This window comes from Trabulsiella odontotermitis (assembly GCF_001188485.1).
Lineage (GTDB): Bacteria > Pseudomonadota > Gammaproteobacteria > Enterobacterales > Enterobacteriaceae > Trabulsiella > Trabulsiella odontotermitis_A.
This window is the reverse complement of sequence record NZ_JNGH01000087.1, coordinates 1-24,109: the sequence shown is the minus strand read 5'-3', so window position 1 is coordinate 24,109 and position 24,109 is coordinate 1. Positions and strand designations below refer to the sequence as shown.

19 protein-coding genes and 5 pseudogenes are annotated in these 24,109 nt (G+C 58.4%); 11 read left to right on the top strand and 13 right to left on the bottom strand.

Features of this window, described 5'->3' with window-relative positions; all coding sequences use genetic code 11:
* From GM30_RS12100 to nikR, 5 genes and pseudogenes are all read left to right on the top strand, one after another.
* Positions 1 to 261: ABC transporter permease subunit (locus tag GM30_RS12100; protein WP_155483966.1), on the top strand; the 261-nt coding region annotated here is incomplete at its 5' end.
* Positions 258 to 994, top strand: a pseudogene (gene nikC, locus GM30_RS12095) (nickel ABC transporter permease subunit NikC). The gene GM30_RS12100 and the pseudogene nikC, both read left to right, overlap by 4 nt.
* Complete coding sequence (gene nikD / locus GM30_RS12090; RefSeq protein ID WP_049848823.1) at positions 991 to 1,755, top strand: nickel import ATP-binding protein NikD; 765 nt, start codon at positions 991 to 993, stop codon at positions 1,753 to 1,755. The pseudogene nikC and the gene nikD overlap by 4 nt, the downstream one beginning before the upstream one ends.
* Complete coding sequence (gene nikE / locus GM30_RS12085) at positions 1,752 to 2,543, top strand: nickel import ATP-binding protein NikE (RefSeq protein ID WP_049848822.1); 792 nt, start codon at positions 1,752 to 1,754, stop codon at positions 2,541 to 2,543. The genes nikD and nikE overlap by 4 nt, the downstream gene beginning before the upstream one ends.
* Positions 2,531 to 2,938 (top strand): nickel-responsive transcriptional regulator NikR, encoded by a 408-nt coding sequence (nikR, locus tag GM30_RS12080; protein ID WP_049848821.1) that lies wholly within the window; start codon positions 2,531 to 2,533, stop codon positions 2,936 to 2,938. Before nikE ends, nikR begins: the two co-directional genes overlap by 13 nt.
* A gap of 2 nt (positions 2,939 to 2,940) precedes the next feature.
* On the opposite strand, the gene GM30_RS12075 is transcribed toward nikR, so the two are convergent.
* From GM30_RS12075 to GM30_RS12020, 10 genes and pseudogenes are all read right to left on the bottom strand, one after another.
* Positions 2,941 to 3,723 (bottom strand): SDR family NAD(P)-dependent oxidoreductase, encoded by a 783-nt coding sequence (locus GM30_RS12075; RefSeq protein WP_049848820.1) that lies wholly within the window; start codon positions 3,721 to 3,723, stop codon positions 2,941 to 2,943.
* A gap of 71 nt (positions 3,724 to 3,794) precedes the next feature.
* Positions 3,795 to 4,397 carry a dihydrodipicolinate synthase family protein gene (locus tag GM30_RS12070; protein WP_238582642.1) on the bottom strand — a complete coding sequence of 201 codons (603 nt, stop codon included), beginning with the start codon at positions 4,395 to 4,397 and terminating at the stop codon, positions 3,795 to 3,797.
* A 53-nt stretch (positions 4,398 to 4,450) separates the two neighbouring features.
* Positions 4,451 to 5,842: pseudogene (locus tag GM30_RS24380) on the bottom strand (dihydroxy-acid dehydratase domain-containing protein).
* A gap of 17 nt (positions 5,843 to 5,859) precedes the next feature.
* Positions 5,860 to 7,215, bottom strand: coding sequence for an MFS transporter (locus GM30_RS12060; RefSeq protein ID WP_049848818.1), 1,356 nt, complete (start codon positions 7,213 to 7,215; stop codon positions 5,860 to 5,862).
* A 1-nt stretch (position 7,216) separates the two neighbouring features.
* Positions 7,217 to 8,644 carry a sugar porter family MFS transporter gene (locus GM30_RS12055; protein WP_238582641.1) on the bottom strand — a complete coding sequence of 476 codons (1,428 nt, stop codon included), beginning with the start codon at positions 8,642 to 8,644 and terminating at the stop codon, positions 7,217 to 7,219.
* 25 nt (positions 8,645 to 8,669) lie between these two features.
* Positions 8,670 to 9,521, bottom strand: a complete 852-nt coding sequence (locus tag GM30_RS12050; RefSeq protein ID WP_080993425.1) for an SMP-30/gluconolactonase/LRE family protein — start codon at positions 9,519 to 9,521, stop codon at positions 8,670 to 8,672.
* A gap of 4 nt (positions 9,522 to 9,525) precedes the next feature.
* Positions 9,526 to 9,996, bottom strand: coding sequence for a beta/alpha barrel domain-containing protein (locus GM30_RS12045; RefSeq protein WP_238582640.1), 471 nt, complete (start codon positions 9,994 to 9,996; stop codon positions 9,526 to 9,528).
* A gap of 162 nt (positions 9,997 to 10,158) precedes the next feature.
* Positions 10,159 to 10,970: pseudogene (locus GM30_RS24375) on the bottom strand (2-dehydro-3-deoxygalactonokinase).
* Between the two features lie 98 nt (positions 10,971 to 11,068).
* The gene (locus tag GM30_RS12025; protein ID WP_049848812.1) at positions 11,069 to 11,785 is read right to left on the bottom strand and encodes a FadR/GntR family transcriptional regulator; all 717 of its coding nucleotides are present in this window, start codon (positions 11,783 to 11,785) and stop codon (positions 11,069 to 11,071) included.
* Positions 11,786 to 11,874: 89 nt separating this feature from the next.
* Positions 11,875 to 13,068: a BaiN/RdsA family NAD(P)/FAD-dependent oxidoreductase gene (locus GM30_RS12020; RefSeq protein ID WP_049848811.1), complete on the bottom strand. Its 1,194-nt coding sequence runs from the start codon at positions 13,066 to 13,068 to the stop codon at positions 11,875 to 11,877.
* Positions 13,069 to 13,297: 229 nt separating this feature from the next.
* Between GM30_RS12020 and pitA the strand changes: the two genes are divergently transcribed.
* On the top strand, positions 13,298 to 14,794 hold the full coding sequence (pitA, locus tag GM30_RS12015; protein WP_049848810.1) for an inorganic phosphate transporter PitA: 1,497 nt from the start codon (positions 13,298 to 13,300) through the stop codon (positions 14,792 to 14,794).
* Positions 14,795 to 14,852: 58 nt separating this feature from the next.
* Here pitA and uspB read toward each other — a convergent pair whose 3' ends face one another.
* Complete coding sequence (uspB, locus tag GM30_RS12010) at positions 14,853 to 15,188, bottom strand: universal stress protein UspB (protein WP_049848809.1); 336 nt, start codon at positions 15,186 to 15,188, stop codon at positions 14,853 to 14,855.
* A 298-nt stretch (positions 15,189 to 15,486) separates the two neighbouring features.
* On the opposite strand from uspB, the gene uspA reads away from it, so the two are divergent.
* Together uspA and dtpB are read left to right on the top strand one after the other, a co-directional pair.
* The gene (gene uspA / locus GM30_RS12005) at positions 15,487 to 15,924 is read left to right on the top strand and encodes a universal stress protein UspA (RefSeq protein ID WP_049848808.1); all 438 of its coding nucleotides are present in this window, start codon (positions 15,487 to 15,489) and stop codon (positions 15,922 to 15,924) included.
* Positions 15,925 to 16,169: 245 nt separating this feature from the next.
* Positions 16,170 to 17,642 (top strand): dipeptide/tripeptide permease DtpB, encoded by a 1,473-nt coding sequence (gene dtpB, locus GM30_RS12000; RefSeq protein WP_049848807.1) that lies wholly within the window; start codon positions 16,170 to 16,172, stop codon positions 17,640 to 17,642.
* A gap of 34 nt (positions 17,643 to 17,676) precedes the next feature.
* Here the strand turns inward: dtpB and rsmJ are convergent, their stop codons facing one another.
* Both rsmJ and prlC read right to left on the bottom strand, forming a co-directional pair.
* Positions 17,677 to 18,360 (bottom strand): 16S rRNA (guanine(1516)-N(2))-methyltransferase RsmJ, encoded by a 684-nt coding sequence (rsmJ, locus tag GM30_RS11995; RefSeq protein ID WP_072094103.1) that lies wholly within the window; start codon positions 18,358 to 18,360, stop codon positions 17,677 to 17,679.
* A gap of 7 nt (positions 18,361 to 18,367) precedes the next feature.
* Positions 18,368 to 20,410, bottom strand: coding sequence for an oligopeptidase A (gene prlC / locus GM30_RS11990; protein WP_049848806.1), 2,043 nt, complete (start codon positions 20,408 to 20,410; stop codon positions 18,368 to 18,370).
* A 193-nt stretch (positions 20,411 to 20,603) separates the two neighbouring features.
* Between prlC and GM30_RS11985 the strand changes: the two genes are divergently transcribed.
* The 3 genes and pseudogenes from GM30_RS11985 to treF form a co-directional block, all read left to right on the top strand.
* The gene (locus GM30_RS11985) at positions 20,604 to 21,446 is read left to right on the top strand and encodes a 23S rRNA (adenine(2030)-N(6))-methyltransferase RlmJ (RefSeq protein ID WP_049848824.1); all 843 of its coding nucleotides are present in this window, start codon (positions 20,604 to 20,606) and stop codon (positions 21,444 to 21,446) included.
* Between the two features lie 71 nt (positions 21,447 to 21,517).
* Positions 21,518 to 22,646, top strand: a pseudogene (gene gorA / locus GM30_RS11980) (glutathione-disulfide reductase).
* Positions 22,647 to 22,834: 188 nt separating this feature from the next.
* A pseudogene (treF, locus tag GM30_RS11975) lies at positions 22,835 to 24,109 on the top strand (alpha,alpha-trehalase TreF); the annotation flags it as partial.

Here is a 24,109-nt window from a genome sequence, read left to right as displayed (position 1 = left end):
AACGCCACGCTGCCGGTGGTCACCGCCATCGGTATGCACATCGGCGAACTGATTGGCGGCACGATGATCATCGAAAACATCTTTGCCTGGCCCGGCGTCGGGCGCTATGCCGTGTCGGCCATCTTCAACCGCGACTATCCGGTGATCCAGTGTTTCACCCTGCTGATGGTGACCGTGTTCGTGCTGTGCAACCTGACGGTGGACGTGCTGAACGCGGCGCTCGACCCGCGCATTCGTCGTCATGAAGGAGTGCAGGCATGAACGTTTTTCTGACCGCGCGCTGGCCCGTTCGCCTGGCGATGATCATTATCGTGCTGCNGGCACCGATCACCTCGGGCGTGATATTTTCTCCCGCCTGCTCGCCGCCACCCGCGTGTCGCTCGGCTCGGTGATGATCTGCCTGGTACTGATCCTCGCTCTCGGCCTGACCCTTGGCGGCAGCGCCGGTCTGCTCGGCGGTCGCGTGGATCAAACCATCATGCGCGTCGCCGATATGTTCATGACCTTTCCGACGGCGATCCTCTCTTTCTTTATGGTTGGCGTGCTCGGCACCGGCTTAACCAACGTGATTATCGCCATCGCCCTGTCGCACTGGGCGTGGTATGCCCGCATGGTGCGCAATCTGGTGCTCTCCCTGCGCCACCGTGAATTTGTGCTGGCGTCCCGTCTGAGCGGGGCCAGCCACGTGCAGGTGTTTATCAGTCATCTGGCGGGGGCGGTGATGCCATCGCTGCTGGTGCTGGCGACGCTCGATATCGGTCACATGATGCTGCACGTTGCGGGAATGTCTTTTCTCGGCCTCGGCGTCACTGCGCCGACGGCGGAATGGGGCGTGATGATCAACGACGCGCGGCAGTACATCTGGACACAGCCGCTACAGATGCTGTGGCCGGGGCTGGCGCTGTTCATCAGTGTGATGGCCTTTAACATGACGGGCGACGCGCTGCGCGATCGTCTCGACCCGTACCTGAATGCGGAGCACAGCCACGGATGATCACGCAACTGGATCTGCACAACATCACATTGCATGCCGACAGGCCGCTGGTGCACGGCGTGTCGCTGACCCTGCGCAAAGGCCGCGTACTGGCGTTGCTCGGCGGCAGCGGCAGCGGAAAATCGCTGACCTGCGCGGCGGCGCTGGGGGTATTACCGGCGGGTGTGCGCCAGACGGCGGGTGAGGTACGGGCAGACCAACAACCGGTGTCACCTGCGTCGCTTCGCGGCACCACCGTCGCGACGATCATGCAAAACCCGCGCAGCGCCTTTAACCCGCTCTACACCATGGCGACGCATGCACGTGAAACCTGTCGCGCGCTGGGAAAACCGCTCGATGACGCCACGCTGCTCGCCGCGATGGAGAGCGTCGGGCTGGACAATCCCCGCAGCGTGCTGGCGCTCTACCCGTTCGAAATGAGCGGCGGGATGCTGCAACGCATGATGATGGCGATGGCGGTGCTCAGCGACGCGCCGTTTATCATCGCCGATGAACCGACCACCGATCTCGACGCCGTCGCCCAGGCGCGTATTCTCGATCTGCTGGATTCGCTGATGCAGACCCGCCGACCGGGGCTGCTGCTGGTGACTCACGATATGGGCGTTGCCGCACGGCTGGCCGATAAGGTCGCAGTGATGGAAAACGGGCGTATCGTGGAACACAACGACGTCGAGGCGATTTTTTCCGCACCGCAGCACCCGGTGACCCGTCAGCTACTGGCAGCGCATCTGGCGCTGTATGGCATGGAGCTTCCCCAATGAATCTGTTCACCGTTCGCCAGTTGAATCACGGTTATCCCCGGCATGCCGATGTGCTGAACGACGTGACCTTTACGCTCAACCGTGGCGAAACTGTCGCGTTACTGGGGCGCAGCGGCTGTGGAAAAAGCACGCTGGCGCGGCTGCTGGTGGGGCTTGAAACTCCGACCACAGGCGCGATGCTGTGGCAGGGCAAACCGCTGTCCGCGCTGAAAGGCGAGGCACGGCGTGATTTTCATCGTGACGTACAGATGGTGTTTCAGGATGCGCTCAGCGCCGTAAACCCGCGCAAAACCGTGCGCGAGATTATCCGTGAGCCGCTGCGCCATCTGCTGCGCTGTTCGCGCCAGGAACAGCAGCAAAAAATCGCCGCGATGATGGAGGCGGTTGAACTGGATCTGTCGCTGCTCGACAAGCGGCCACCGCAGCTCAGCGGCGGTCAGCTCCAGCGGGTCTGCCTGGCGCGGGCGCTGATTGTCGAACCGAAGCTGTTGATCCTCGACGAAGCCGTTTCCAGTCTCGATCTCGTTCTGCAGGCAGGGATTATCCGCCTGCTGAAGCGCCTGCAACAGCACTCCGGCGTCGCCTGTCTGTTCATCACCCACGACCTGCGGCTGGTCGAACGTTTTTGCCAGCGAGTGATGGTGATGGAGCACGGGCAACTGGTGGAAACCACCGCCGTGCAGTCGCCGCTTCGTTTTCATTCTGCGGCAGGACAGGCGCTTCAGCGCGCCGTGCTGCCTGCGTTTCCCGCCACCCTGACTGAAGGAAAACTCGCATGCAGCGCGTGACCATTACGCTCGATGACGACCTGTTGACCACACTGGATGCGCTCAGCGAGCACCACGGCTATCGCAACCGTTCCGAGGCCATTCGCGATATTTTGCGTAACGCGCTGGTGCAGGAGAAAAGCCAGCAGGCCGACCGCCAGGGCTACGCAGTGCTCTCGTACGTGTATGAGCATGAAAAGCGCGATCTGGCGAGCCGTCTGGTCTCCAGCCAGCATCACCACCACGATTTATCGGTGGCGACGCTGCACGTCCACATCAGCCACGAGGACTGCCTGGAGATTGCAGTGCTGAAGGGCAATATGCATGAGATTAAGCATTTCGCCGATGAGATGATTGCCGAACGCGGCGTCAGACACGGCCATTTGCAGTGCCTGACCGCCGAAGGTGACGAATAAGGTTACGCGTCGTCCTCATCCTGCATGATGGCGCTGCGACCACCGTCCATCACGATGGTGGTCCCGGCGATAAACCCGGCTTTCTCACTGGCTAAATAGAGACACAGCTCGCCCACTTCATCGGGCCGCCCGATGCGACCAACCGGATGCTTTTTGACGGTCTTTTCGCGCGCCCGTTGCGCATCCGGGTGGGCATCAAACCACGCCTGATTGCCGTCCGTATCGATAAATCCTGGCGCAATGCCCACGGTACGGATCTCCGGCCCCCATTCGATCGTCAGGCTTTGCACCAGCGACAGCAGCGCCCGCTTGCTGATGTTATAAGGTGCGCAGCCTGGCATGGTAGAAAACGCGTGGTTGGAGGTCATGACCAGGATCACGCCGTGGCTTTTCTGCAGCGCCGGCCACGCGCATTTCGCCAGATACCAGTGTGAACGCAGGTTGAGGTCGAAATTGCGCGACCAGTCGCTTTCGTCACAATCGATACCTTTAAATACGTTTTTCCCGGCGTTCGACACCAGCACATCGATGCGGCCAAACCGCTGTTCGGCCTCGCTGATGAACTGCTTGATCTGTGCGGTCTGGGTGACGTCCACGGAATGATAGAAAAAACGCGCCGGCCAGTCGGCCAGCATTTTTTGCGCCAGCGGCGCGTTGTTCAGCGCGGAAAACGCGCAACCAATGACGATATCGCCATTACGCAGAAAGGTCTCAGCAATTGCCTGACCGATCCCCTGACTGGCGCCCGTCACGATGACGACGCGCGGGGTTGTTGCCTGATTCATACCTGCTCCGTTAGCGGCGGTTGGCCGCAGTGGATAATGCAAACTGCGTGATAAATGCGTCTATAAGCGCGTTATCGTCCGCACTCAGTTGCCAGCCCGGACGGCGGCAATAATCGCTGGCGATAATCCCGCGACGCATCAGGATCGTTTTCTCTGCCTGAATGATGTATTCGCAGTGACGCATCCAGCACTGAATGTACGGCAGCAACGCCTGATGCAGCGCCTGCGCCTGGTCGTGCTCGTCNCTGCGGCGCCTGCGCGAGAAACTCGCGGGTGTAGTCGACCGGCGGATTGCATTCGATTTTGAACACCGCATGCGGGTAACGATCCGCCACGGCAGCCAGCTGTTGCGGCGTGATGGCAAGCCCGGTTTCGCCAGGGGCGTACTGCACCATCACCGGAATATCATCAGCGCCCCGTTCAGCGTAATAACGGGCGCGCTTAACCGCCACGTCTGTACTGTGATCGGTGACCGACATCGCCCGGTACATCGCGCTTCCCGCCAGCGTGCTGATAAAGATCTGCACCAGCCGCTCGCGCTCACGATCTTCAAGTTTGGGGAATTCGCTGGCGATGCCAAACAGCGTGGTTCCCTGCGCGCCGGTAGACGCCAGGTGTTCGAGCAGGGCGACAAAGCTGCGCTCGTCGATCTCCCCGTTCGGGGTAAATGGCATGGCGACAATCGGATTGACGCCGACGATTTCACTGGCCGTGTAATGCATGTTCATTATTCGGTCTCCCCGTCCGCCAGTACCGCGCCCTGCGCCGCAGGTNNGGAGCGCCTGCCACTCTTCGCGACGGGCGGCGAGCGTTGCGTCATCCACGTGTAGCGTCAGCGTGCGGCCTGGAATATCAATCGACACCTCATCGCCGTCTTCAATCAGCCCCAGCGCGCCGCCGTCGATCGCTTCCGGCGAAATATGACCAACAAACAGCCCCCGGTTCGAGCCGGAAAACCGCCCGTCGGTGATCAGCGCGCAGCTGTCAGAAAGCCCCATCCCTTCGAGCGATTTCATCGGACGGTACATTTCCGGCATGCCCGGCCCGCCTTTGGGTCCTTCGTAGCGCAGCACCAGCACGCTGCCNNCCCCCCCCGCCTCGTTGCGCACCGGGATCGCCAGCGTGTGGATCACTTCTGGCCGCGACGTGTGGTGGCCTTCCGCTAACAACTGACCTTTCGTTTTACCGACGACCGTTAACGCGTTCGGACGCATCAGCGCGGCGATTTCCTGTTCGACCGCCGGCACGCCGCCCGCCTCGTAGAAATCGATCATGTCGTATTCCGATGCCGGGTAGAGCGAGGCCACCAGCGGTACCTGATGGCTGAGAGCGTCAAAGGTCGCGAGCGGCNGTTGACGCCGTCGCGCACCAGCCTGACCGCCTGCCGTCCGGATTCCTGCGCGCACTCACGGCGGGCGGTGGAAATGGCGGGCAACATGCTGCTGCCCGGCAGGCTCATGCCAAGCACTTCAGCGATGGCGCACATGGTGTTGGCCGTGCCGTACATGGTGCAGGAACCGGGACCCGGTTCGGCGATGTTTTCGATATGGGCAAATTCGGCGTCGGTGATCTCGCCGCGCGCCTTCCAGCCCACCGCTTCGGTGACAATATTGCCGTCCCAGTGTTTGCCTTTGTATTCCGCCGGGTACATCGGGCCGCCGTTGACCATGATCGCCGGAATATCCAGCCGCGCCGCCGCCATCAGCATCGCCGGTACGATTTTGTCGCACGAGCCGAGCAGCACCATGCCGTCGAAGCGATGGGCGCGCATCATGGTTTCGATGGAGGCGGCAATCACTTCACGCGCGGCGAGGATATAGCGCATCCCGAGATGCCCTTCGGCGATGCCGTCGCAGGGCGCGATGGTGCCGAACACCATGCCGACGCCGCCCGCCTCTTCAATGCCTTTCAGCACGTTTGCGGTGAGTTCATTCAGATTCACGTGCCCGGCGGTGGCGTTGGTGTAGCTGTTCACCACGGCGATCACCGGGCGGCGCAGCTGTTCATCCGTATGCCCCATCGATTTATACAGCGCGCGTTTCAGTGCGCCGTTGTCTCCTTCGAGGATTGGGTTGAAATGCGTGCCACAGCTGGCACATCCTCCACATTCACTCTTCATAACGTTCTCTTTAGCGTTTAGCGATAAGTATTACCGGCAGCGTCAGGCTGCACGGTGGGGTGTTCAGAGGGTCGGTGGCGCGTCGGGTTTGCCAGTCGCGCAGGCAGCGCCAGGATCAGCGGCGCGCACAGGAGCAGGAAGCCCGCCAGAATGTACAGGCCGATGTCGGTGCTACCGGTGGTGTCTTTCAGCCAGCCAAGTACCGTCGGGCCGAAGAAACCGGCGAGATTGCCGACCGAGTTCACCAGCGCGATACCTGCCGCGGCCGCCGTGCCGGAGAGCATGGCGCCGGGCAGGCTGATATAGGTGGGGATCAGCGCCAGGGTGCCGGACATGGCGACGCAGATCCACGCCATCATCCAGAAGGTGGAGCCGCTGCAGTACGCGCTCAGCGCCAACCCGACGCCGCCGATAATGGCCGGAATGGCGATATGCCAGCGGCGTTCCTGTTTAACGTCAGAATGGCGGCTGTTCCACACCATAAACGCCGCGCCGAACACATAGGGCAGCGCCGCCAGCAGGCCAATCAGCAGATCGTCGCTGACGCCGGAGCTTTTAATGATCGACGGCAGCCAGAAGTTGATGCCGTAGTAACCGATGTTGAAACTGAAAAACACCAGTGCCAGCAGCCAGACGTAACCGTTGTTGAACATCGCTCTCAGGCTGCTGTCGACCTTGCCGTGGCTGGCCTGTTCACGGTTGTACGCATCTTTCGCCAGATCGTTCAGGATCAGCTGTTTTTCATCATCGCTGAGCCATTTCGCAGATTTCACATCGTTGTCGAGATAGCGCAGCACCACGAACGCCAGCAGGAATGACGGAATGGCTTCCACCAGGAACAGCCACTGCCAGTTGTGCAAGCCGCCAACGCTTTCAAACAGCTTGAGGATCAGCCCCGACAGCGGGCTGCCGATAATCGTCGACAGCGGAGTAACCAGGATAAACAACCCCAGCGTGCGAGCCGAGCGCCAGGAAGGGAACCACAGCGTCAGATAAAAGACGATCCCCGGAAAGAACCCGGCTTCCGCTACGCCGAGCAGGAAACGCAGCACGTAAAACTGCGTGGGCGTGGTGACAAACATCATGCCCGCCGACAGCACCGCCCAGGTCACCATGATGCGGGCGATCCAGAAGCGTGGTCCGAAGCGCTGCATCAACAGATTGCTCGGCAGCTCAAACAGGAAATAGCCAATGAAGAAAATACCGGCGCCGAAGCCGTACACTGTCTCGCTGAAATTCAGTGCGTCCTGCATGTGCAGTTTGGCAAACCCGACGTTCACACGATCGAGATAGGCAAAGAAATAGCAAAGAATGAGGAACGGTATCAGCCGTCGGGTCACTTTGCGGTAAGCCTGATTTTCAGGGGTTTTCACGTCAGAGGCTCCTTTCTGTTGTTATCACCTCGCTGACGTGCGGCGGCTGCCCGATATGACGTAGCGCCGCGCCACGCATCAGGTTGCGCTCAATGCTTTCCAGCGAGATGTTTTTGGTTTCCGGGACAAAGACCAGCGTCAGTACGATGCAGACCACGTTCAGCAGAGCATACAGCCAGAAGGTGTTCGGGCTACCAATGGTGTCGATGAGGGTCAGGAAGGTGGCACCGATAATCATATTGGCGATCCAGTTCGCCATCGTTGAGCAGGTGACGCCAAAATCACGCCCCGCCAGCGGCTGGATTTCCGAGCACAGCACCCAAATCAGCGGCCCGGCGCTCATCGCAAACCCGGTGATGAAAATCAGCAGCACGGCGACGGCGACATACTGTTCTGCACCCGCGCTGATGCCGCTGTAAAACAGGTAGCCGAGCAGCCCCATGCACATCGCCATCACCGAGAAACCGAGTTTGAGGATCGGTTTGCGTCCCCAGCGATCCACCAGGCCGATAGCGATAAAGGTCGCCAGCACGTTGGTCAGCCCGGCAATCACCGTGCCCCACATCTGCTCGCGGGTGGTGGTAAAGCCTGCGATTTCAAAGATTTTCGGTGCGTAATACATGATGACGGTCATGCCGGTAAACTGCTGCATGAACTGCAACAGCACGCCGAGGTACGTCGAACGGCGAAAATGCGGGTTATGGCGGAACAGTTGCCACCCACGCTGTTTCATCTTCACGCTTTCGCGGATTTGCGCCAGCTCCTCGCGCGCTTCCCGATCGCTGTTGCGCAGCAGCTTAAGCACCTTTTCCGCCAGCTCATGGCGATCTTTCATCGCCAGCCAGCGCGGACTTTCAGGCAACGTTAACACGCCGATGAACAACACCAGCGCCGGGAAGGTGATGATGCCGAGCATCCAGCGCCAGTGACCACTCGCGCTGAACGCGGTGTCTGAGAGAAACGCGGCCAGAATGCCGATAGTGATCATCAGCTGGTACAACGAAATCATGCTGCCGCGAATGCGTTCCGGCGCGATCTCAGAGAGATAGAGCGGCGCGGTAAACGACGCCACGCCGACTGCCAGACCGAGGATAAAACGCGAAATCACCAGCACGGAGAGATCCGGCGCCACGGCGCAGCCCACGGAGCCCACCACAAACAACAGCGCACCGGTCAACAGGCTTTTGCGTCGCCCGAGCATCGACGACATCGGGCCGCTGCACAGCGCACCGAGCGCGGCACCGAACATCATCACGCTGACCACGATTTCCTGACTGTGGCTGCTGAGGGTAAATTCCTGGGCGAGAAACGGCAGCGCTCCGGCGATAACGCCCATATCAAGACCGAACAGCAGTCCGGCCAGCGCGGCGAGGAAGCAGACGAGGATCGTCTGCCGGTTTGTCGTTGCGGGTGTAGTTAATGTACTCATCGTCATGCCTTGAGGGTAAAAGGAGTTAAAGACGGAACCGGCGGGCGGGCTGGCCCGTCATCGTTGTGGTTATTTTGAGTAGTGCGCCGTCGATGGCCTGCGGCTGACGCAGCCCGTCCCGGGCGGAAGTGATGTAGAGATCGCTGAGCGTGTCACCGCCAAAGGTGCAACTGCTCGGCTGACGTACCGGCAGCGCCAGTACGTTGGTTTCAGTGAGCGCGTCCTGATGCAACTCGTCACATACCAGCTTCGCTTCGCCCCAGCGGGCGTTAATCAGCAGGCCATCACGCGTCAGCGCTGAGCCATCAGGCGTGCCTGCCACCGGATAGCACTGGTGAATGAGGAGTGAATCGTCAGCGAACGTCGCACGATAAAAACAGGCGTTGAGCGAGTCGGCGAACCAGATCTCGTCCTGCCACCAGATCAGGGTGTTGGGTACTCCTTGCGCGGCCAGCAGCTTTTGCGGCGCGGTGTTCACCCCCGAGAGGCGATACCAGCCGCCGATGCTGCGCTGCGCCTGCACATCCATTGAACTGAACCACAGCGCGCCGTCCGGTGCGATGGCGGCTTCGTTCGGGCGCGTTTCCTGCGTTTCCGGCCAGTCACACACTGGTGTAAACCGTGCGTGTTGGTAGTCATACAGCGAAATTCCCGCCTGACTGACTACCAGAAATTGTTCTTCGTCATCGGTCAGCAGCACCGCGCTGGTGAATCGCGGCATCTCGCGGATATCGATGCGGGCCGCCTCTTCCGGCCAGTGGCGCAGCAGCTTGCCGGCCACAATATCCACCCACAGCAGAGAGCGGCTGCGCTCGCACCATACCGGAGTTTCTCCCAGCTGCGCACGGTAATCACCGACAACGTGAATCGGGTTCATTGCATTACTCCGCAACATTGCGCCAGGCTTGCTGGTAGGCCGTCGCACGGGCGCGCAATTGCGCCATGCTCATGCCCGCCTGATACAGCCCGCCGCCCAGCCCGAAACCGTTCGCGCCTGCCTGCACGTAACGCTGCATTTGCTGTGCATCCGGCTGAATGCCACCGACCGGCAGACAGGCAACATCTGCGGGCAATACCGCGCGAAAGGCTTTCAACAGCGCAGGTGACACCTGCTCGGCAGGGAAAAATTTCAGCCCGCTGGCCCCGGCGCGTAGCGCGGCAAACGCCTCGCTGGGGGTCATGATCCCCGGCAGGCTGATAAGCCCTTTTTCGCGCGAATGGTGAATTACCTGTTCGTCGCAGTTGGGTGAAATAATCAATTGCCCGCCGCAGTCCGCGACACGATCCACCTGTTCCGGTGTCAGCACCGTGCCCGCACCGACGAACGCCCGTCCGTTGATTGCATCGCGCATCAGGCGAATGGATTCATACGNNAGGCGGCACTCCCAGCCAGTGAAAACCGCACGACAGCAGGATTTCAGCGGCGGCCTGCGCGTCGGGTGGCGTGATGCCACGCAGAATGGCGATCAGCGGCAGCGGCTCTTCACGCCAGCGGGCAAAAAAACGTTCCGGGGTCATGCGATTTTCTCCTGAATCAGTGAACGCAGCAGGCCGAGCCCGTGCAGAAAGCAGTGGTCGCCATCCACGGCGGTCAGCGTCAGGCCGACGATCTCCGCCGCCTGCAGATAACGCGCCGTCAACGCTGGCGAACCCACCACCCACGCGAGACGCTCGGCCTCAAGCGCCGCCAGTTCATGACCAATCAGCAGGCCGGAGAGATAACTGTGAACGTGTTCCGTCGCCACCTCGCCATTCAGACGGCGCGTGCGTGCGGAGAAAATCAGAGGTTTCCACGCCGAGGGCAAAACTGGCATCGTGCGGCGTTTGCAGTGGCAGGTCGCGTCCCAGGAGCGATTGTTCGCTTAGCAGGGAAAACAGCTCGCCGGTCATAAAGGTGGAAAAATCGATGATCTCGCCGTGGACCATTCGCGCCTGTTTGCTGTGCGTGCCCGGCAGCAGGGCGAGGTGTTTTTCCGCCGGATGCAGCACCGCGAGGCCCAGCAGCTGGATTTCTTCGCCGCGCATTACGTCAGGCTGACCGTAGCGGCTGGTGCCGTTCACGCCGGGGATAATCCACCCCGGGCTGCCCCACGGCGTCCGGAAGGCGTAAGCGCCGTCAACGAGATTGCCCGCGCCCGCAGGCAATGGCGCGTAAGGCCCCCAGCCACGGCGACAGCAGACGCTGCAGCGTGACGGCAAACTGCGCCTCTTTGACGGACAGTAAGCCGCAAGGCTCAGACAGGCGATCAATGACCTGATTATTTTCCAGCAGAAAGGCACGAAAGTTGGTCGTACCCCAGTCAATGGCGATCCAGTTGTTTTTCATATCATGTAATACAAATAAGTTAATCTTGTAATACAAGAATGCTAGAGCAAAGCGAAATCGCGATCTGTGAAGCAGATCGAAATTACATTAACGGGGAATCAGACGATCAGATCGAACATCTCAGGGCGATCCTGCCAGATGCGCTTGCGCGCGGCATTCAGCAGGATAGTACGCATCTGCTGGCGCGCCTGTTCAGGCTGTTTAAGGCGAATGGCTTCCAGCAGCAGGTAATGATCGTCCACTGCCGTTTTGGTCTGGCGCACATCTTTTTCCAGCGTCTGGCGAAACGAGAGCGCCATCGCCGCCGACAGCGCGTTGCCGAGGGTCAACAGAAACGGGTTATGGGTGGCGCGCAGCAGCGCGTGGTGAAACGCCATGTCGCCCGCTTCAAACACATCGCCCTGCGCACTGAGCTGGCCCTGGCGCATAAGGTGAAGCGCATCTTCCATCGCCGCCAGATCGTGCCCGGTGGCGTTCATCGCGGCGAGGGTTGCAACGTTCGGTTCAAACACCAGACGCGTGACCATCAGCTGTTCNNCCTCGCCTCCCGCCAGCCAGTTGAGCATATCGGCGTCCAGCAGGTTCCACAGCTCGCGTGGGTTGACCGTCGAGCGTTTTTTCGCCTGAATGGAGATAAGCCCTTTCGCCGCCAGAAACTGCAGCGCATTGCGTACCGAGGTGCGGGAGACGCCATACTCCGTCGCCAGCTCATTTTCACCCGGCAGCGCCAGCCCAGGCTTGAGATCGCCGTGGATCATACGGTTAGCGAGGCGTTGGGTCAGTGACTCAGCAATAGACGTTTGCGATGCTTTCATGGCGTTCCGGGCAAAAGAGTGGAAAGGCTTGTCGGCAACATCATATACGCTACGGGCGCAGGAAAGAACCCGTGCCGGACATGCTTCTTTTACTCCTCAACCAGCGCCTGCGCGCATGCCCAGGCGGACGACCAGGCCCACTGGAAGTTGTAGCCGCCGAGCCAGCCGGTGACGTCCATGACTTCGCCAATAAAGTAAAGGCCGGGCACGTTGCGGGCTTCCATGGTGCGGGAAGAGAGTTCGTTAGTGTCGACGCCGCCGAGGGTCACTTCGGCGGTGCGATAGCCTTCGGTGCCGTTAGGCTGGACGCGCCATTCGGTGAGTGTTTCCACCAGCGTTTGCTGATCGCGCATATTGAGCTGTTTCAGCGTGACGTCGGGAATCTGCCCGAGCTGTTGCAGGCATTCCACCAGCCGTTTCGGTAGCTGCATTGCCAGTGTGTTTTTCAGACTCTGATTCGGATGTGCGCTGCGCTGTTCATTGAGAAAAGCGTCCAGATCGCACTCAGGCAGCAGGTTGATGCTGACGTATTCGCCGGACTGCCAGTAGCTGGAGATTTGCAGCACCGCCGGGCCGGAAAGCCCACGGTGGGTAAAGAGCAGGCTTTCGCGAAAGACCGTGCCGTCTTCGGCGGTGATAACCGCAGGCACCGACACGCCAGAAAGCACCTGTAGCTGTTCCAGCAGCGGCTTATGCAAGGTGAATGGCACCAGACCCGCGCGCGTCGGCAGCACCTTCAGGCCGAACTGCTCGGCGATTTTATAGCCGAACGGCGTGGCGCCAAGACCCGGCATCGACAGCCCACCGCTGGCAATCACCAGTTTTTTCGCCGCTACCGTCTCACCGTTCAGTTGCAACGTATAGCCGTCGTCGTCGCGTTCCACGCTGAGGATCTCGGTGCGCAGACGCATCGTGACGTTGCCCTTTTCGCACTCATCCACCAGCATTTTTACGATTTGATCGGCGGCGTCATCGCAGAACAGCTGGCCCAGCGTTTTTTCATGCCAGGCAATGCCGTGCTTGCCCACCAGATCGATAAAATCCCATTGGGTGTAGCGCGCCAGCGCCGATTTACAGAAATGGGGGTTCTGGCTGAGATACGCCGCAGGCTCAACGTACATGTTGGTAAAGTTGCAGCGACCGCCACCAGACATCAAAATCTTGCGGCCAGGCTTCTTGCCATTATCGACCAGCAGCACGCGACAACCCGCCTGCCCCGCCTGCGCTGCGCAAAACATCCCCGCCGCACCGGCGCCTACTACAATGGCATCAAACCTTTCCACACGACAATCCTCACTTTTGAATGTCGGGAATTGTAAATATTCCACGCTGGTCGCACCAGCGTAAAAATTCTGTCACACAAGTAGTACATTGAAAATACTAGGATAATTCCTGACAGTGATTTGACTTACCTGTAGGGAAATCAAAAAAAGTCTATATTTCACTTTGCCCACGCTGCGAATGTCCCTGATAATGCGCCGCGTTCATGTCCTCAAAATGGCGTAACGTCCTATGCTACATTTGTTTGCCGGCCTGGATTTACATACCGGGCTGTTATTATTGCTTGCTCTGGGTTTTGTTCTGTTTTACGAAGCGATCAACGGCTTCCACGACACGGCAAACGCAGTGGCTACAGTGATTTATACTCGCGCACTGCGATCGCAAATTGCGGTCGCGATGGCCGCGATTTTCAACTTTTTCGGTGTACTGCTGGGTGGATTGAGCGTGGCTTATGCCATTGTGCATATGCTGCCAACCGATCTGCTGTTGAACATGGGGTCTGCACATGGTCTCGCCATGGTGTTCTCCATGCTGCTGGCGGCGATTATCTGGAACCTCGGGACCTGGTACTTCGGCCTGCCGGCTTCAAGCTCCCACACGCTGATTGGCGCTATCATCGGGATTGGTTTGACCAACGCGCTGATGACCGGCACCTCGGTGGTGGATGCACTGAATATCCCTAAAGTTATCAGCATTTTTGCGTCCCTGATTTTCTCGCCTGTCGTCGGGCTGGTGTTCGCGGGCGGCCTGATCTTTATCCTGCGCCGCTACTGGAGCAACACAAAGAAGAAGGCACGTATTCACCTGACCCCTGCAGAGCGTGAGAAGAAAGACGGCAAGAAAAAGCCGCCGTTCTGGACGCGTATCGCGCTGATCCTGTCGGCCGTTGGCGTCGCGTTTTCGCACGGCGCGAACGATGGTCAGAAGGGCATTGGTCTGGTGATGCTGGTGTTGATTGGCGTGGCACCGGCAGGATTCGTGGTCAACATGAACGCGTCCGGATACGAAATCACGCGTACCCGCGATGCGGTCAACAACGTGGAGCTGTTCTTCCAGCAGCGTCCTGAACTGTTAACCAAAGCGATTGGCGCTGAGCAGTTGATCCCGTCGCCGGAACCTGGTGTGGCAGCGAATACGGAATTCCACTGCCATCCGGCTAACACCATCAATGCGCTGGAACGTACCAAAGGCTTGCTGACCAACGTCGAAAGCTACAACAAACTCTCCGTTGAGCAACGCAGCCAGCTGCGCCGCATTTTGCTGTGTATCTCTGATACCACAGACAAAGTCGCGAAGCTGCCGGATGTTAACGGTGACGATCAGCGCCTGCTGAAGAAACTGAAAACCGACATGCTGAGCACCATCGAATACGCGCCGGTGTGGATCATCATGGCCGTGGCGCTGGCGCTGGGCATAGGTACGATGATTGGCTGGCGTCGCGTGGCGACCACCATCGGTGAAAAGATTGGTAAGAAAGGGATGACCTACGCGCAGGGCATGTCAGCCCAGATGACGGCGGCGGTCTCCATCGGACTTGCCAGCTACACCGGGATGCCGGTCTCCACCACGCACGTCCTCTCTTCCTCCGTGGCGGGGACGATGATCGTGGACGGCGGCGGGCTGCAAAGGAAGACCGTGACCAACATTCTGATGGCCTGGGTCTTTACGTTACCGGCTTCGATTGTGCTGTCTGGCGTGCTGTACTGGATTTCGCTGAAGATCATCTAAGCTTTTTCAGGCAATGCGAGAAAACGGGTCAGGAAACTGACCCGTTTTTTTATTCGTCTCAGTGCCACATCAGCAATGCAATCAGACTGACAATCACCAGACCACAAAGTGCGCTGGTCAAAATAAACTGACCGCGAACGCGCTCGCACCGGCGGATGAACTCTTCGTCGTGATGGTCGCGGTAGCGCTGCGCGTAGATGTACCACACCAGACGCATTTGCTTACTGGGCTGACCGTGCGAAGTGAAGAATCCACCACCGTCAACGTACTGATAGAGCAAGGGATCGCAACCACGCAGAACCACTAATAGTGCGCGCAAAGATGAGAAGTAACGCGCCATATTCACGACACAAACGATACACAGGGCCCAAAACAGCGCAACAGTGCTGATCATAACTCCTCCCCGGCGACCCGCCCACGGGGTAACCCCCAGGACTACCGCTCCCCATACCCAGACCAGTTCAGTGAAAGAGTGCGAAGCCGGTCACAAAATAATGTCTAACCGGCTTATTAAATAGTGTAGGAGATGAGTTAAATTTTTTACCACAAGGTTAACCGTTATCAATACCCCTGGCGGATAAATTTGATTAACTAATTGGTAAGCAAGTCACATTGACGTAACTTGTGGGTCGTTTTATGGTGGAGTTGTTTACTAAAATTAGTCATCGATAACTTAAGGAAGGAGTAACACTATGGCTTACAAACACATTCTTATCGCGGTAGATCTGTCTCCGGAAAGTAAAGTGCTGGTAGACAAAGCGGTCTCGATGGCACGCCCGTACAACGCGAAAGTTTCCCTGATTCATGTTGATGTGAATTACTCCGATCTCTACACCGGCCTTATCGACGTCAATCTGGGTGATATGCAGAAACGCATTTCTGAAGAGACTCACCACGCACTGACTGAGCTGTCCACCAACGCGGGCTATCCGATCACGGAAACCCTGAGCGGTAGCGGCGATCTGGGTCAGGTCCTGGTTGATGCGATTAAAAAATATGACATGGATTTGGTGGTGTGTGGTCACCACCAGGACTTCTGGAGCAAGCTGATGTCCTCAGCACGCCAGCTGATCAACACCGTTCACGTTGATATGCTGATTGTCCCGTTACGCGACGAGGAAGACGAATAATCTCTCTCGCTTGCCGCCAGATGCCCGCCTCGTGCGGGCTTTTTCATTTTTACGCCCCCTGATAAAAATATTGCTTTGGCACACTGAAGATAATTAGTGTGATCTATTGGTTGTTTCCTTATTATCCAATCTAATACTCTACTGCATAGACACATGACAGCATTGTGTTTCAATGATTGCAGACTTCGCACATTTATCCGCATGCGCTCATACTTTTGTGGGTTGGTTAATAAGGACGACAGAACATGAACACCTCTCCCTCCGTGGGATTAATGCAGCAGCCTCGCCCTTTCTTCATGATTTTCTTTGTCGAATTGTGGGAACGGTTCGGCTATTACGGCGTACAGGGCATCCTGGCGGTCTTTTTCGTTAAGCAGTTAGGTTTTTCACAGGAGCAGGCCTTCATCACCTTTGGTGCCTTTGCAGCGCTGGTTTACGGCCTGATCTCCATCGGTGGTTACGTGGGCGACCACCTGTTGGGAACGAAACGAACGTTAGTGCTGGGCGCTATAGTGCTGGCGATTGGGTATTTCATGACCGGGTTATCGCTGCTAAAGCCGGATCTGATTTTCATCGCGCTGGGGACCATTGCGGTCGGTAACGGGCTGTTCAAAGCCAACCCCGCCAGCCTGCTGTCGAAATGCTATCCGCCTAAAGATCCGCGTCTCGACGGGGCGTTCACCCTGTTTTATATGTCCATCAACATCGGCTCGCTGCTGTCGCTGTCGCTGGCACCGGTGATTGCCGACAAGTTCGGCTATGCGGTGACCTACAACCTGTGCGGCGCCGGTCTGATCGTGGCGCTGCTGGTTTATTTCGCCTGCCGCGGCATGGTGAAAGATATCGGTTCTGAGCCTGACCATCTGCCGATGAATTTCAAAAACCTGCTGCTGGTGCTGATCGGCACGGTAGCGATGGTATTTCTCTGCGCCTGGCTGATGCATAACGTCAAAATCGCCAACCTGGTGCTGATTGTGCTTTCCATCGTGGTGACGATTTTCTTCTTCCGTGAGGCGTTCCGTCTGGATAAAACCGGCCGCAACAAGATGATTGTCGCGTTCATCCTGATGCTCGAAGCGGTGCTGTTTTATATCCTCTACGCGCAGATGCCGACCTCGCTGAACTTCTTCGCCATCAACAACGTGCACCATGAAATCCTCGGCTTTGCCATCAACCCGGTCAGTTTCCAGGCGCTGAACCCGTTCTGGGTGGTGGTGGCGAGTCCGGTGCTGGCAGCGATTTACACCCGTCTGGGCAGTCGGGGCAAAGACCTCACCATGCCGATGAAATTTACCCTTGGGATGTTCCTCTGCGCGCTCGGCTTCCTGACCGCCGCGGCCGCAGGCATGTGGTTTGCTGATGCGCAGGGGCTGACGTCACCGTGGTTTATCGTGCTGGTCTATCTGTTCCAGAGTCTTGGCGAGTTGCTGATCAGCGCCCTGGGGCTGGCGATGGTGGCCGCGCTGGTGCCGCAGCATCTGATGGGCTTTATTCTCGGGATGTGGTTCCTGACGCAGGCCGCGGCGTTCCTGCTCGGCGGTTATGTCGCCACCTTCACCGCCGTACCGGAAAACATCACCGATCCGCTGCAGACGCTGCCGATCTACACCAGTGTGTTCAGTAAAATCGGGCTGGTGACGCTGGCGGTAACCGTGGTGATGGCAATTCTGGTACCGTGGCTGAACAAGATGATTAATACGCCGTCAGAACAGGCGTGACGCTGTAGGCCCGATAGCGCCACGCTTAACGGGTCTACGGGGTTCCGGGGTAAATATCAAAGCGGTGGCCTTTGGTGGCGACNGTCGCCAGACGCTGCGCCGGCAATAACAATCCGTCGGCGTCGAGATCCGGCCCCACCAGCGACTGAAACACCCGCATCTCTTTTTTCACCAGCGCGCTTTTCTGCTTGTGCGGGAACATCGGATCGAGATACACCACCTGCGGGCGCGGCGTGATGTCGGTCAGCGCCGTCAGGCTCGAGGCATGAATCAGTTGCAAACGTTCCTGCAACCACGGGCCGATTTCCGGGTCCGCGTAGCCGCGCGTTAATCCGTCGTCGAGCAGCGCCGCGACCACCGGATTGCGCTCCAGCATTCGCACGCGGCAGCCCACTGACGCCAGCACAAACGCATCGCGCCCTAAGCCCGCCGTGGCATCCACCACGTCCGGCAGATAATCGCCCTTAATGCCTACCGCTTTGGCAACCGCCTCGCCACGACCGCCGCCAAATTTGCGCCGGTGCGCCATCGCGCCGCCGACGAAATCAACGAAAATACCGCCGAGCTTTGGCTCATCGCGCTTACGCAGTTCCAGATGCTCAGGCGTTAATACCAGCGCCATCTGGTTATCGGCATCGTGTTCCAGCCCCCAGCGGGCCGCCAGAACAGATAAGGCGCCGTCTCCGGCGCCTGTCTCGTCAATTAAGCAGATCTTCACGTCACGCTTAACCTTTGATGCCGTAATGCTCAAGCATCGCGTCCAGCTGCGGTTCGCGGCCACGGAAGCGTTTGAACAGATCCATCGGCTCTTCAGAACCACCGCGGGTCAGAATGTTGTCGAGGAACGATTGTCCGGTTTCGCGATTGAAAATCCCCTCTTCTTCGAAACGGGAGTAGGCATCCGCCGCCAGCACGTCGGCCCACAGGTAGCTGTAGTAGCCCGCCGCATAGCCACCCGCAAAAATGTGGCTGAAGGCGTGCGGGAAGCGGCCCCAGGCCGGGCCAGGGATCACAGCGACCTGTTTTTTGATTTCCGCCAGCGTCTCGAGGATTTTCGCCCCCTGTGCCGGGCTGAATTCGGCGTGCAGACGGAAATCGAACAGGCCGAACTCCAGCTGACGCAGAATAAACATCGCCGCCTGGTAGTTTTTCGCCGCCAGCATTTTATCCAGCAGTGCTTTTGGCAGCGGTTCGCCGGTTTCGTAGTGGCCGGAGATGAACGCCAGCGCGTCCGGCTCCCAGCACCAGTTTTCCATAAACTGGCTCGGCAGTTCGACCGCATCCCACGGCACGCCGCTGATGCCGGAAACCCCGGCGGTTTCAATGCGGGTCAGCATGTGGTGCAGACCGTGACCGAATTCGTGGAACAGGGTGATCACTTCGTCGTGGGTAAACAGCGCCGGTTTCCCGTTTACCGGGCGGTTAAAGTTACAGGTCAGGTAAGCGACCGGTTTTTGCAGTGAGCCGTCGGCTTTACGCATCTGGCCGACGCAGTCGTCCATCCATGCGCCGCCGCGCTTGTGCTCACGAGCGTAGAGATCGAGATAGAAGCTGCCGCGCAGTTCGTTATTGTCGTCATACAGCTCGAAGAAACGCACTTCCGGGTGCCAGACGTCAATGTCGGTACGCTCTTTGGCGGTGATGCCGTAAATGCGTTTCACCACTTCGAACAGGCCGTTGACGGCTTTGTTTTCCGGGAAATACGGACGCAGCTGCTCATCGCTGATGCTGTAGAGATGCTGTTTCTGTTTTTCGCTGTAATACGCGATATCCCACGGCTGCAGTTCGTCCACGCCAAATTCGGCTTTGGCATACGCACGCAGCTGCGCCAGCTCTTTTTCCCCCTGCGGACGAGCGCGTTTCGCCAGATCGGTCAGGAAGTCGAGCACCTGCTGCGGGTTTTCCGCCATTTTGGTCGCCAGCGATTTAAAGGCGTAGCTTTCAAAGCCCAGCAGTTGCGCCAGTTCGTGACGCAGAGCGAGGATTTCTTCCATCACCGGGCTGTTGTCCCATTTGCCCGCGTTCGGCCCCTGGTCGGAGGCGCGGGTGGTATAGGCGCGATACATCTCTTCGCGCAGTGCCTGGTTGTCACAATACGTCATCACCGGCAGGTAGCTCGGGATATCCAGCGTCAGCAGATAACCCTGCTGCTCTTTGGCCTCGGCCTGCGCTTTCGCCGCTGCCAGCGCGCTTTCCGGCATCCCGGCGAGTTCGCTTTCATCGGTGATAAGCTTTGTCCAGCCCATGGTCGCGTCGAGCACGTTATTGCTGTACTGATTGCCGAGCTCGGACAGGCGCGCGGCGATTTCGCCGTAGCGTTTTTGTTTCTCTTTCGGCAAACCAATGCCGGACAGCTCAAAATCACGCAGCGCGTTATCCACCGCTTTTTTCTGCGCGGTGTTCAACCCGGCGTAATGATCGCCGTCGCGCAGATCGCGATACGCGTTATACAACCCTTCGTGCTGGCCGACCCAGGTGCTGTACTCGGAGAGCAGCGGCAGGGTTTGTTCATAAGCTTCACGCAGTTCAGGGCTGTTTTTGACGGAATTCAGGTGGCTTACCGGCGAGAAGATGCGCCCCAGACGATCGTCCACTTCCGCCAGCGGCTGGCAAAGATTATCCCAGGTATACGGCGCGCCCTGCGCGACCACGCTTTCTACCGCGTCACGGCACGCATCCAGCGCTTTCGACACCGCGGGCACTACGTGCTCAGGCAGAATGCGGGAAAACGGCGGCAAAGCGAAAGGCGTGAGTAATGGATTGGTCATAAGCGCTGTCCTGTTGAATTGTTTGAGTTAAGCGCGCAGGCTGGCGCTTTTACGTTGAGATCTAGCATGGGGTCAAGTGTAGAGGATTTCAATGCTGTCAGCCTGGATAACCGCTTACCGGGTTGCGGGTAATCTGACCCGATCTGCGGTAAACTGTCGCAAATCGATTTTTCATTTCCGGAATTTTATCTCCATGCTCAGTTATCGCCACAGCTTCCACGCAGGCAACCACGCCGACGTTCTTAAACATACCGTTCAGAGCCTGATCATCGACGCGCTGAAAGAGAAAGAGAAACCGTTTCTCTATCTCGATACCCACGCCGGTGCCGGACGCTATCAACTGAGTGGCGAACATGCGGAACGCACCGGTGAATATCTGGAAGGTATCGCACGTATCTGGCAACAGGACGACCTGCCGAGCGAGCTGGAGTCGTACATTGGCGTAGTGAATCATTTCAACCGCAGCGGCCAGTTGCGCTACTACCCGGGCTCGCCGCTGATCGCCCGTCAGTTGCTGCGCGAGCAGGACAGCCTCCAGCTCACCGAGCTGCATCCGAGCGATTTCCCGCTGCTACGATCTGAATTCCAGAAAGACGACCGCGCGCGCGTCGAAAAAGCCGACGGTTATCAGCAACTGAAAGCCAAACTGCCGCCGGTGTCGCGCCGCGGTCTGGTACTCATTGACCCGCCATATGAAATCAAAACTGATTATCAGGCGGTGGTCACCGGCATCAGCGAAGGCTATAAACGCTTTGCCACCGGCACCTACGCGCTGTGGTACCCGGTGGTGCTGCGCGCGCAAATCAAACGCATGATTAAAGAACTGGAAGCCACTGGCATTCGCCGGATTCTGCAAATCGAGCTGGCGGTGCGCCCGGACAGCGATATGCGCGGTATGACGGCCTCCGGCATGATTGTGATCAACCCGCCGTGGAAACTGGAGCAGCAGATGAACAATGTGCTGCCGTGGCTGCATCGTAAACTGGTGCCGACTGGCACCGGGCATACCTCCGTGAGCTGGATCGTCCCTGAGTAATCGCAGTCATAGGTGGAAGCTATTGATATCAGGTATACAATCGCGGCAATCAGAAATTAAGGATAAGACCCATGAGCAAGCATTATGACTACATCGCCATCGGCGGCGGCAGCGGCGGTATCGCCTCGATCAACCGTGCCGCCATGTACGGCCAGAAATGCGCGCTGATCGAAGCGAAAGCGCTGGGCGGCACCTGCGTGAACGTCGGTTGCGTGCCGAAAAAAGTCATGTGGCATGCGGCGCAGATCCGCGAAGCGATTCATATGTATGGCCCGGATTACGGTTTCGATACCACCATCAATCATTTTGACTGGGAACGCCTGGTCGGNNGCCCTGCCAGCGCTGCCGAAACGCGTTGCCGTGGTAGGTGCAGGCTATATCGCCGTCGAACTGGCTGGCGTGATTAACGGTCTGGGCGCTGAAACGCACCTGTTCGTGCGTAAACACGCGCCGCTGCGTTCCTTTGACCCGATGATTACCGAAACGCTGGTTGAGGTGATGGCTGCGGAAGGCCCGACGCTGCACACAAATTCTGTCCCGAAAGCGGTGGTGAAAAACGCCGATGGCAGCCTGACGCTGGAGCTGGAAGATGGCCGTAGCCAGACCGTCGACAGCCTGATCTGGGCGATTGGTCGTGAACCGGCCACCGACAACTTCAACCTGGCCGCGACGGGCGTGAAAACTAACGACAAAGGCTACATTGTTGTCGATAAGTTCCAGAACACCAGCGTGCCGGGCATCTACGCCGTGGGCGATAACACCGGTGCGGTTGAACTGACGCCGGTCGCCGTGGCTGCCGGTCGTCGTCTCTCTGAACGCCTGTTTAACAACAAGCCGGACGAGCATCTGGACTACAGCAACATTCCGACCGTGGTCTTCAGCCACCCGCCAATCGGCACCGTCGGGCTAACCGAACCGCAGGCGCGCGAGCAGTACGGCGATGACGCCGTGAAGGTGTATAAATCCTCCTTCACCGCCATGTACACCGCCGTGACCTCTCACCGCCAGCCGTGCCGTATGAAGCTGGTGTGTGTCGGCCCGGAAGAGAAAATTGTCGGTATCCACGGCATTGGTTTCGGTATGGACGAAATGCTGCAGGGCTTTGCGGTAGCACTGAAAATGGGCGCGACCAAGAAAGACTTCGACAACACCGTCGCCATTCACCCGACGGCCGCAGAAGAGTTTGTGACGATGCGCTAAGCCGCTTCGCAAAATCCCCTCATCTGAGGGGATTTTTGTATCATTTCTTTGCATATCGCCCTTTTCACGGCCTGAAAACGCCCAATTCTGATTCCTCTTATCCCAGGCACCGAAGCGAATGTCTACGCTTAATATGTGACCTGCAAAAACCTGTTTTTGAACCTACAACCCCGGAGGTCTGAATCGTTATGTTCAACCAGAATCTACGCATCGATGAGCCAGAAATGCCGCCAGTGGAGGCCGAAGTCTGCTACGAAATCGATCCTTGCGAGTTAAAACTGGATGAAATGATCGAAGCAGAACCCGAGCCGGAGATGATCGAGGGGCTTCCCGCCTCCGATGCGTTAACCCCTGCCGATCGTTACCTTGAACTGTTCGAACGCGTGCAGTCGTCGCGTCTGTTTGCCGACAGCAAAACCTTCCCCGACTGCGCACCGAAAATGGATCCGCTGGATATTTTGATCCGTTACCGGAAAGTCAGACGACACCGGGACTTCGATTTGGCGCAGTTTATTGAGAACCATTTCTGGTTACCGGAAACGCATGACAACGAGTACGTTTCCAATCCCGAGAACTCGCTGAAAGAGCACATNCTCCTGCCGCTGCCGCAGTCGTACATTGTTCCCGGCGGGCGATTTGGCGAGACCTATTACTGGGACTCCTATTTCTCCATGCTGGGGCTGGCGGAGAGCGGCCGCGAAGATCTGCTGAAATGCATGGCGGATAACTTTGCCTGGATGATTGAGCGCTACGGCCACATCCCTAACGGCAATCGCACCTACTATCTCAGCCGTTCACAGCCGCCGGTGTTCGCGCTAATGGTGGAGCTGTTTGAGGAAGATGGCGTGCGCGGCGCGCGGCGCTATCTCGACCATCTGAAGCTGGAGTATCAGTTCTGGATGGACGGTGCTGAGTCGCTGCTGCCCAATCAGGCCTATCGCCACGTGGTGCGCATGCCGGACGGCTCGCTGCTCAACCGCTACTGGGATGACCGCGACACGCCGCGTGACGAATCCTGGCTTGAGGACGTAGAAACCGCCCGGATCCCGGCCGCCCGCCGAACGAAGTTTATCGGGATTTACGCGCCGGGGCGGCCTCCGGCTGGGACTATTCCTCGCGCTGGCTGCGGGACACCACGCGCCTGGCGAGCATTCGCACCACCCAGTTTGTGCCGATCGATTTGAACGCGTTTCTGTTCAAACTGGAAAACACGATTGCCAATATTTCCGGTTTAAAAGGCGATCAGGAAACCGAAGCGCTGTTTCGTCAGAAAGCGACCCAGCGCCGTGACGCGGTGACCCGCTACATGTGGGACGACGAGGGCGGCTGTTTCCGTGATTATGACTGGCGACGCGAGCAGCCTGCGCTGTTTTCCGCTGCCAGCATTGTGACGCTCTATGTCGGCCTCGCGACCCACGAGCAGGCTGACCGGCTGGGCGACGCGGTGCGTGCGCGGCTGCTGA